Here is a 9,040-nt window from a genome sequence, read left to right as displayed (position 1 = left end):
GAAACCGCCTGGCGCGTGGAAGCGGGTGATCTTGCCCGGGCTCGGCAGGAAGGTGTTCGGATCTTCGGCGTTGATGCGGCATTCTACCGCGTGGCCGTGGATCTTCACTTCTTCCTGTTTGATCGACAGCGGCTGACCGGCAGCGATGCGCAGCTGCTCTTTGATCAGGTCCACGCCGGTGATCATTTCGGTAACCGGGTGCTCTACCTGAATACGGGTGTTCATTTCGATGAAATAGAACTCGCCGTTTTCATACAGGAACTCGAAGGTGCCCGCACCGCGGTAGCCGATTTCCACGCAGGCTTTCGAGCAGCGCTCGCCGATGTAGCGGCGCATTTCGCTGGTGATGCCCGGCGCCGGCGCTTCTTCGACCACTTTCTGGTGGCGGCGCTGCATGGAGCAGTCGCGCTCGGCCAGATAGATGGCGTTGCCCTGGCCGTCGGCCAATACCTGAATCTCGATGTGACGCGGATTCTCCAGGTATTTTTCCATGTACACCATGTCGTTGTTGAAAGCCGCTTTGGCTTCCGCTTTCGTCATGTTGATGGACTGCTCAAGGTCTTTGTCGCTGCGCACCACGCGCATGCCGCGACCGCCGCCGCCGCCGGAGGCCTTGATGATCACCGGATAACCGATGCGCTTGGCGAAGGCACGGTTTTTATCCATGTCGTCGGTCAGCGGGCCGTCGGAGCCCGGCACGCATGGCACGCCGGCTTTTTTCATGGCGTTGATCGCGGAAACCTTGTCGCCCATCAGGCGGATGGTTTCGGCTTTCGGGCCGATGAAGATGAAACCGGAGCGTTCAACCTGCTCGGCGAAGTCGGCGTTCTCGGACAGGAAGCCGTAGCCAGGGTGGATCGCCACCGCGCCGGTGATTTCCGCCGCCGAGATGATGGCCGGGATGTTCAGGTAGCTTTTTACCGATGGCGCAGGACCGATGCAGACGGTCTCGTCGGCCAGCAGCACGTGTTTCAGATCGCGGTCGGCCGCGGAGTGAACCGCAACGGTCTTGATGCCCAGTTCTTTACAGGCACGCAGGATGCGAAGCGCGATCTCGCCGCGGTTGGCGATAACAATTTTATCAAGCATGGGGGCGCCTCGTTATTCGATGACGACCAGCGGCTCGTCATATTCGACCGGCTGGCCGTTTTCCACCAGGATGGCTTTCACGACGCCGGACTTGTCCGCTTCGATCTGGTTCATCATTTTCATGGCTTCAACGATGCACAGGGTATCGCCGGCGTTCACTTTCTGGCCCACTTCCACGAAGGCTTTCGCGTCCGGGCTTGGGGTGCGGTAGAAGGTGCCTACCATTGGGGAACGAACGACGTGGCCACTCACGGCCGCCGGTGCTGCAGGGGTTTCTGCCGCAGGCGCGGTGGCAACGGCGGTAGCCAGGGCTGGCTGCTGCTGTGCCGGCATCGCGTAAGCCTGCTGCATGACGGGATAAGCCTGCGCCGGTGCGGCACGGCTGATGCGAACCGATTCTTCGCCTTCAGAGATTTCCAGTTCAGAAATGCCTGATTCTTCAACCAGTTCGATCAGTTTCTTGATTTTACGAATATCCATGAGTGTGATTCCGTACTCTTTTTGTGGAGCAATTAGTGGGTTTTCGACAGACGGTTAACCGCTGCCTGTAAAGCGAAAGCGTAGCCATCCGCGCCGAGGCCGCAAATCACGCCTACCGCTACGTCTGAGAGATAAGAGTGATGGCGGAAAGGTTCGCGGGCGTGCACGTTGGACAGGTGGATCTCGATGAACGGGATCTGCACCGCCAGCAACGCATCGCGCAACGCCACGCTGGTGTGCGTGAACGCCGCCGGGTTTATCAGAATGAAATCGGTGTTGCCGCGCGCCTGATGGATGCGATCGATCAGCTGATGCTCGGCGTTGGACTGCAGATGGCTCAGGGTAATATCCAATGCGGATGCCTGGTTTTCCAATCCGTTAACAATCTCTGTCAGCGTCGTGCTGCCGTACTTCTCCGGCTCACGCGTCCCCAGCAGATTGAGATTGGGGCCGTTCAGAAGCAAAATGTGAAACTTATCCGCCATTGTGCTGGTATCTCCGGCAATAAAACCATCATCGTAGAAAATAACCCGATGTTACCGATTTGTCACCTGTTAAGGGGCAAATTCACCCTGAGAACAGAAACAAGGTCGGGCATTATAACGATATCGTAGCAATTCGCAGCTAAATACTGGTCTTATCAGCGAAGATATTCAACCCCAAATCGACCAACTCGGGGGGCCGCGACGGGAATATGAGCGCTGGAACACAGAAAAAGTTCCCGACGGCGGCGTGCGTTTTTCTACGGCGATAACGCGTATCGCCGTGCGATTCAGCGCCACCAGGCGCGGAATTTCTTGTAACGCAGGCCCAACAGCGCCACCGCCAACAGCGCGTAAATGAACGGCTGGGGAGAAAAGGTTTTGACTGACCACAGGTAGTGGATGGGGGCGAGGATCGCCGCCAGATAGACGAAGTTGTGCAACGTTTGCCATTTGGCGCCCAGTTTGCGCATCGCCCACAGCGTCGACGTGGCCGCCAGCGCCAGCAGGATCAGCCAGGTGAGGATGCCGAGCGTCAGATAGGGCCGGTTCACCAGTTCGCTGCCCAGCAGGCCGAGATTGCTCAGCCCCAGCTCCAGCGTGGAGTAGCTTATCAGGTGCAGCGTACCCCAGGCAAAGCACCACAGCCCTATCAGACGGCGGCAGCGGATCAGCAGCGGCTGGCGGGCGTAGCGCGCCAGCGGGGCGATAGCCAGCGTGGCCAGCAGCAGTTTCAGCGTCATCCTGCCGGTGAAATGCTGGATGTCCTTGGACGGATCGGCGCTGAACCAGCCTTGATCCACTGCCAGCACCAACCACAAAAAGGGCAAAAACGCCGCCAGATGCAGGGCGGCTTTCAGCCATTTGATATGAACAGGCGTCAGGCGCACTTAGAAATTCTCCCGCAGATCCATGCCGCGATACAGCGACGCTACCTGGTCGGCATAACCGTTGAACAGCAGCGTCGGTTGGCGTTTGACGTCGAGAATGCCGCCGGAGCCGATAAAGCGCTCGGTGGCCTGCGACCAGCGCGGATGATCGACGTGCGGATTCACGTTGGCGTAAAAACCGTACTCGTTCGGCGCGGATTGGTTCCAGGTAGTCGGCGGCTGATCGCGCACCAAACGCATATGCACGATCGATTTGATGCCTTTGAAGCCGTATTTCCACGGCGTGATCAGCCGCAGCGGCGCGCCGTTTTGCGGCGGCAGAGTTTTGCCGTACACGCCGACGGTCAGCAGCGCCAGCGGATGCATCGCCTCGTCCAGCCGCAGCCCTTCGACGTAGGGATATTTCAGGCCGCCGCCGATAAAGCGATCTTTCTGGCCGGGCATCTGCTCCGGATCGTACAGCGTCTGGAAGGCCACGTAGCGCGCGTTGCTGTTCGGTTCGGCCAGCTTGATCAGCTTGCCCAGTTCGAAACCGATCCACGGCACCACCATCGACCAGGCCTCGACGCAGCGCATGCGGTAAATGCGCTGTTCCAGCGGGAAACGCTTCATCAGATCGTCGATATCCAGCGTGATCGGTTTCGCCACTTCACCATCGATGCGCACTTTCCAGCCTTCGGTCTTTAGCCCGCCGGCGTTGGCGGCCGGATCGGCTTTGTCGAGGCCGAACTCATAGAAGTTGTTGTAGCCGATCACCTTGTCTTCCGGCGTCATCGCCAGCTGCGCCTGCCAGGCGGCCGGTTTGCTGAATGCCAGCGCTTTGCCCGGCGGCGCCTTGGGGCGATCGTTGCCCTTGAACCACGACAGCAGGTCCGCCTGCGCGCCGGTAGGCAGCGCCAGCGTAGCGGCGGTGATGCCGAGCGCCTGCAGCACCTTGCGCCGCTGGTGGAACACGCTCTCCGGCGTGACGTCGGCCTCGGTTAATTTCGGGTGTTTGTTCATGCTTATGTTCTCCGCGACTGATGCCCGCCGTCCGCGAGCGGCTGACGGGTCTTCATGAAATAAGCATGGCGCTAAAGCCGGCCGGAAGCGAGGGGGCGCGGGAAAATATGAAATTTCGCAGAAGCGGGAGAACTCCCCCCCGTTGTCGGGGGGAAGAAGGTCAGCGGATTTTCACCAGGGTGCGGCCGGTGATTTGGTTGTTCAGCAGCGCGGCGGCGGTGGCCGGCGCCTGCTCGAGGGCGATTTCATGCGTGGCCTGCTGATAGAAGCTGTCCGGCAAAATGCCGGCCAGCCGTTCCCAGGCGGTTTGGCGGCGGTGCAGCGGCGTATGCACCGAATCCACGCCCTGCAGGCGCACGTTGCGCAGAATGAACGGCATCACGGTGGTCGGCAGCTGATAACCGCCCGCCAGGCCGCAGGCGGCGACGGTGCCGTTATAGTTCATCTGCGCCAGCACCCGCGCCAGCAGTTTGTCGCCGACGGTGTCCACTGCGCCGGCCCACAGTTGTTTCTCCAGCGGACGCGGCGTTTCGATATAGCCATCGCGAGACATCACCTCTTTGGCGCCGAGCGCTTTCAGGTACTCGGTATTGCTGTCGCGGCCGCTGATGGCGGTCACCCGGTAACCCAGCGCCGCCAGCAGGGCGATGGCGGTGCTGCCCACGCCGCCGCTGGCGCCGGTGACCAGGATATCGCCGTCGTCCGGGTGCACGCCGCCTTCCTCCAGCGCCATCACGCACAGCATGGCGGTAAAGCCGGCGGTGCCGATGATCATCGCCTTGCGCTCATCCAGCCCGTTCGGCAGCGGCACCAGCCACTCACCGGAGACGCGCGCCTGCTCGGCCAGGCCGCCCCAGTGGTGTTCGCCCACGCCCCAGCCGGTGAGCACCACGCTTTGCCCCTCTTTGAAGCGATCGTCGCGGCTGTGGCGCACGGTGCCGGCGAAGTCGATGCCCGGCACCATCGGGAAGTTGCGCACGATCTTGCCTTTGCCGGTGATCGCCAGCGCATCCTTATAATTTAGGCTGGACCAGTTGATGTCGACGGTGACATCGCCTTCCGGCAACCGATCGCTGCCGATATCTTTGATATGAGCCAGAGTTTGGTCGTCTTGTTGTTCCAATAACAGTGCACGCATGTCACTCTTCCTCTCGTTTACACTTTTCTATCAATGGCTGAATCACATTTATTTGACTATATGCATAATAAGCGGCCCAAGTCCTGATAAAGGACAAAAACGGCGCTTGCAGGTTTTATTCCTCGGCAAGGCTTGTTAGGGTTGGACTGCTCCTTTTAGCTAAAGGGGCACACTCACTTAACCATAGCGGACAAGGCACAGGGATGCGATTTACCACCAAACTCTCTGCATTGATCACTCTGTTGGTCGCGCTGGCGATGTTTTTGATGCTGATGGGATGCTCATACAGCTTCTTTTACGTTACCCAGGATCGCCAGGAGCGCCGCTTTGATTCGCTGGCCACCTCTCTCGATCAAGCCATGTTGCATGAATCGCCGCGCGATCAGGAGAAGTGGTTGCCGATTGTCATGCGCCCGCTCGGCATTGTGTCGATCCGCGTAGAGGCCGGGACCAGCCAACTGCTCGACTATAAATTGCCGACGCTGAAAAAAGAGCCCTGGGATGCGCTGAACGGCTATCGTCAGGTCTCGCGAACTCTGTTGCAGCACCCGGGCAGTACGCTGCACATCACCTACCTCGATCCCTTCGCCAGCGACGTGCGCACGCTGCAATCCACCGCCGCCGTCACGCTGTCGATCGTCGTCATGGTGGTGATTTTGCTGTTCAGCCTGCGCTGGCTGCGTGAGCAGGCCGATGGCGAAGATCGTCTGGAACGCCGCGCGCGGCGCATTCTGAACGGCGAGCGTGAAAACGTCATGCAGGGCGACGTGCGTGAGTGGCCGGCCAACGTCAGCGGCGCGCTCGACCGCCTGCTGGCCGATCTGGCGGAAGCGCGGGAAGAGCGCAGCCGGGTCGATACGCTGATCCGCGCCTTCGCCGCGCAGGACGCCAAAACCGGGCTGAATAATCGCCTGTTCTTCGATAACCAATTGACCACTCAGCTGGAAGATGAAGGCTCGCACGGCATCGTGATGATGGTGCGGCTGCCCGATTTCGAGACCCTGCGCGAGACGCACGGCAGCGTGGCGGTGCAAGAGCTGATGTATTCGCTGGTCAACCTGCTGTCTACCTTCGTGATGCGCTACCCGTCGGCGCTGCTGGCGCGCTACTTCCACAGCGATTTTACCGTGCTGTTGCCGCATCGAACCCTGAAGGAAGCCGACGGCATCGCTTCACAGCTGGTCAACGCCATCGATGCCTTGCCTTCCACGGCGCTGATCGATCGCGAGGCCTTCCTGCACATCGGCATCGTGGCGTACCGCAGCGGTCAAACCACCGAGCAGGTGATCGACTATGCGGAGCAGGCGACGCGCCACGCTACGCTGCAGGGCGAAAACGGGTGGTATGTGTACGACAGCCAGGTGCCGGAAAAGGGGCGCGGCAGCGTCAAGTGGCGCACGCTGCTGGAACAGGTGCTGGCGCGCGGTGGCCCGCGGCTGTATCAGAAACCGGCGGTGACCGTGGAAGGCGAGGTGCACCATCGTGAGATCATGAGCCGGATCTATGACGGCACCCAGGAATTGCTGCCGGCGGAATATATGCCGCTGGTGCAGCAGCTCGGCTTGGCGGAGAGTTACGATCGCCAACAGGTGAGCCGCATCATTCCCTTGTTGGCGCAGTGGCCCGAGGAAACGCTGGCGTTTCCGCTGTGCGTGGACTCGATTTTGCAGCGCTCTTTCCAGCGCTGGCTGCGCGATACGCTGTTGCAATGCGAAAAAAGCCAACGTCGGCGAATTCTGATTGAACTTGCGGAGGCAGATGTGTGTCAACATATCGACCGTTTGCGTCCGGTGCTGAGGCTGCTGTCAGGGCTGGGCTGCCGTCTCGCGGTGTCCAAAGCGGGTTTAACCGTGGTCAGTACGTCCTATATCAAGTCGCTGCAGGTGGAGATCGTCAAGCTCCACCCGGGGCTGGTGCGGAGCATCGATAAGCGGGACGAAAACCAGCTGTTCGTGCAGAGCCTGACCGGCGCCTGCGCGGGCACGCGCGCTCAGGTGTTCGCCGCCGGCGTACGCACGCGCAACGAATGGCAGACGCTGAAAGAGCGTGGGATCCATGGCGGGCAGGGCGACTTTTTCGCATCGCCGGAACCTATCGACGCGGGGCGTAAAAAATATTCACGTCGTTATCGCGTTTAAGCTGATTGACGGACAAAAATTGACGTAGAATGAGGGCCGGATCCATCTGGGCCTCGTTACCGTCTTTTTGGAGTTTTTTCCAAACTGCCTGCGACAACAACGCCTATTTGAGATAGGCTCTTGTCAGCTTTTATCTGGTTGGCGTTGGTAGGTGCTTACCATCGGCGGCAATCAGGGAATATGTTAGATTTTATGAGCTGTGTTACGCCGTTTCGTGCGTTGACAGGGTGGTAAACTGAGCCTTTGTTCAGGGAATTCAGGCCTCATCCAATTTCCGTGCATTCGAGCAGAAACAATACAGACTATTTTTCACCGAAGTAGAACGTTTTTGCGCCTTGTCGCTGCTTCGTGTGGTTGGTAAAGTAGGCGGATTTTATTTTCCGCCCCCAGCTTGCAGGATTATCCTTTCGTTATGTTTAAGAAATTTCGTGGCATGTTTTCCAACGACTTGTCCATCGACTTGGGTACCGCCAATACCCTGATTTATGTTAAAGGGCAAGGCATCGTACTGAATGAACCTTCGGTGGTTGCCATTCGTCAGGATCGTGCCGGCTCCCCAAAGAGCGTTGCGGCCGTCGGTCATGACGCCAAACAGATGCTGGGCCGCACCCCCGGCAACATCGCGGCTATTCGCCCGATGAAAGACGGCGTGATCGCCGACTTCTTCGTGACCGAAAAAATGCTGCAGCACTTTATCAAACAGGTTCACAGCAACAGCTTCATGCGCCCAAGCCCGCGCGTGCTGGTCTGTGTGCCGGTCGGCGCGACCCAGGTTGAACGCCGCGCGATCCGCGAATCCGCCCAAGGGGCCGGCGCGCGCGAAGTGTTTCTGATTGAAGAGCCGATGGCGGCGGCGATCGGCGCAGGTCTGCCGGTCTCCGAAGCGACAGGCTCCATGGTGGTGGATATCGGTGGCGGTACCACTGAAGTGGCGGTGATCTCGCTGAACGGCGTGGTGTACTCCTCTTCCGTGCGCATCGGTGGCGACCGCTTCGATGAAGCGATCATCAATTATGTGCGCCGCAACTACGGCTCGCTGATCGGCGAAGCCACCGCCGAGCGCATCAAGCACGAAATCGGTTCTGCCTATCCGGGCGACGAAGTGCGCGAAATCGAAGTCCGCGGCCGTAACCTGGCCGAAGGCGTACCGCGCGGCTTTACTCTGAACTCCAATGAAATCCTCGAAGCCCTGCAAGAGCCGCTGACCGGCATCGTCAGCGCGGTGATGGTGGCGCTGGAGCAGTGCCCGCCAGAATTGGCCTCCGACATTTCCGAACGCGGCATGGTATTGACCGGCGGCGGCGCGCTGCTGCGCAACCTCGATCGCCTGCTGATGGAAGAAACCGGCATCCCGGTCGTAGTGGCGGAAGATCCGCTGACCTGCGTGGCGCGCGGCGGCGGCAAGGCGTTGGAAATGATCGACATGCACGGCGGCGATTTGTTCAGCGAAGAATAGTCAGCCCCTGGAAGGAGGAATCGTATCGGATGAATGCGCACAGCGAGAATCGGGTACGGTTCCTCTTTCTGTTGTCGAGGAACTCGCATAATTTATGAAGCCGATTTTTAGCAGGGGGCCTTCCCTGCAACTGCGACTTTTTTTGGCGGTGATTGCGGCCATTGGCCTGATCGTTGCCGACAGCCGGCTCGGCACGTTCGTGAAGATACGCAACTACATGGACACCGCAGTCAGCCCTTTCTATTTTCTGGCCAACGGGCCACGTAAAGTTTTGGACAGCGTGTCAGAGACGCTGGCCACCCGCCAACAGCTGGAGCTGGAAAACCGCGCTCTGCGGCAGGAACTGCTGCTGAAAAACAGCGATA

General features: G+C 59.5%; 9 protein-coding genes. 3 read left to right on the top strand and 6 right to left on the bottom strand.

Annotated elements, in window-relative coordinates; genetic code table 11:
• The 6 genes from accC to ADK28_RS27315 all read right to left on the bottom strand — a co-directional run.
• Nucleotides 1-1,089 (bottom strand): acetyl-CoA carboxylase biotin carboxylase subunit (accC, locus tag ADK28_RS27340; protein WP_048797198.1); only part of this gene is annotated, 1,089 nt, incomplete at its 3' end.
• A gap of 12 nt (nt 1,090-1,101) precedes the next feature.
• Nucleotides 1,102-1,569 carry an acetyl-CoA carboxylase biotin carboxyl carrier protein gene (gene accB, locus ADK28_RS27335; protein ID WP_004936889.1) on the bottom strand — a complete coding sequence of 156 codons (468 nt, stop codon included), beginning with the start codon at nt 1,567-1,569 and terminating at the stop codon, nt 1,102-1,104.
• A 32-nt stretch (nt 1,570-1,601) separates the two neighbouring features.
• Nucleotides 1,602-2,054 carry a type II 3-dehydroquinate dehydratase gene (aroQ, locus tag ADK28_RS27330; protein WP_004936891.1) on the bottom strand — a complete coding sequence of 151 codons (453 nt, stop codon included), beginning with the start codon at nt 2,052-2,054 and terminating at the stop codon, nt 1,602-1,604.
• 287 nt (nt 2,055-2,341) lie between these two features.
• On the bottom strand, nt 2,342-2,941 hold the full coding sequence (gene msrQ, locus ADK28_RS27325; RefSeq protein WP_048797197.1) for a protein-methionine-sulfoxide reductase heme-binding subunit MsrQ: 600 nt from the start codon (nt 2,939-2,941) through the stop codon (nt 2,342-2,344).
• Nucleotides 2,942-3,943 carry a protein-methionine-sulfoxide reductase catalytic subunit MsrP gene (gene msrP / locus ADK28_RS27320; RefSeq protein WP_048797196.1) on the bottom strand — a complete coding sequence of 334 codons (1,002 nt, stop codon included), beginning with the start codon at nt 3,941-3,943 and terminating at the stop codon, nt 2,942-2,944. It abuts the gene before it with no gap.
• A 160-nt stretch (nt 3,944-4,103) separates the two neighbouring features.
• Entirely contained in the window at nt 4,104-5,081 is a 978-nt protein-coding gene (locus ADK28_RS27315; RefSeq protein WP_016930239.1) for an MDR family oxidoreductase, read from the bottom strand.
• Between the two features lie 203 nt (nt 5,082-5,284).
• Between ADK28_RS27315 and csrD the strand changes: the two genes are divergently transcribed.
• The 3 genes from csrD to mreC all read left to right on the top strand — a co-directional run.
• Nucleotides 5,285-7,219, top strand: a complete 1,935-nt coding sequence (gene csrD / locus ADK28_RS27310) for an RNase E specificity factor CsrD (RefSeq protein WP_033639287.1) — start codon at nt 5,285-5,287, stop codon at nt 7,217-7,219.
• Nucleotides 7,220-7,631: 412 nt separating this feature from the next.
• On the top strand, nt 7,632-8,675 hold the full coding sequence (gene mreB, locus ADK28_RS27305) for a rod shape-determining protein MreB (protein ID WP_003855260.1): 1,044 nt from the start codon (nt 7,632-7,634) through the stop codon (nt 8,673-8,675).
• A gap of 94 nt (nt 8,676-8,769) precedes the next feature.
• Nucleotides 8,770-9,040 (top strand): rod shape-determining protein MreC (mreC, locus tag ADK28_RS27300; protein ID WP_075202158.1); only part of this gene is annotated, 271 nt, incomplete at its 3' end.

This window comes from Serratia sp. 506_PEND, from assembly GCF_001076875.1.
Lineage (GTDB): Bacteria > Pseudomonadota > Gammaproteobacteria > Enterobacterales > Enterobacteriaceae > Serratia > Serratia marcescens.
This window is presented reverse-complemented; position numbering and strand designations above follow the sequence as displayed.

Bases quoted from the DNA above. Each gene is read 5' to 3' on its own strand.
- accB (WP_004936889.1), bottom strand. From the start codon at position 1,569: ATGGATATTCGTAAAATCAAGAAACTGATCGAACTGGTTGAAGAATCA.
- ADK28_RS27315 (WP_016930239.1), bottom strand. From the start codon at position 5,081: ATGCGTGCACTGTTATTGGAACAACAAGACGACCAAACTCTGGCTCAT.
- aroQ (WP_004936891.1), bottom strand. From the start codon at position 2,054: ATGGCGGATAAGTTTCACATTTTGCTTCTGAACGGCCCCAATCTCAAT.
- mreB (WP_003855260.1), top strand. From the start codon at position 7,632: ATGTTTAAGAAATTTCGTGGCATGTTTTCCAACGACTTGTCCATCGAC.
- csrD (WP_033639287.1), top strand. From the start codon at position 5,285: ATGCGATTTACCACCAAACTCTCTGCATTGATCACTCTGTTGGTCGCG.
- msrP (WP_048797196.1), bottom strand. From the start codon at position 3,943: ATGAACAAACACCCGAAATTAACCGAGGCCGACGTCACGCCGGAGAGC.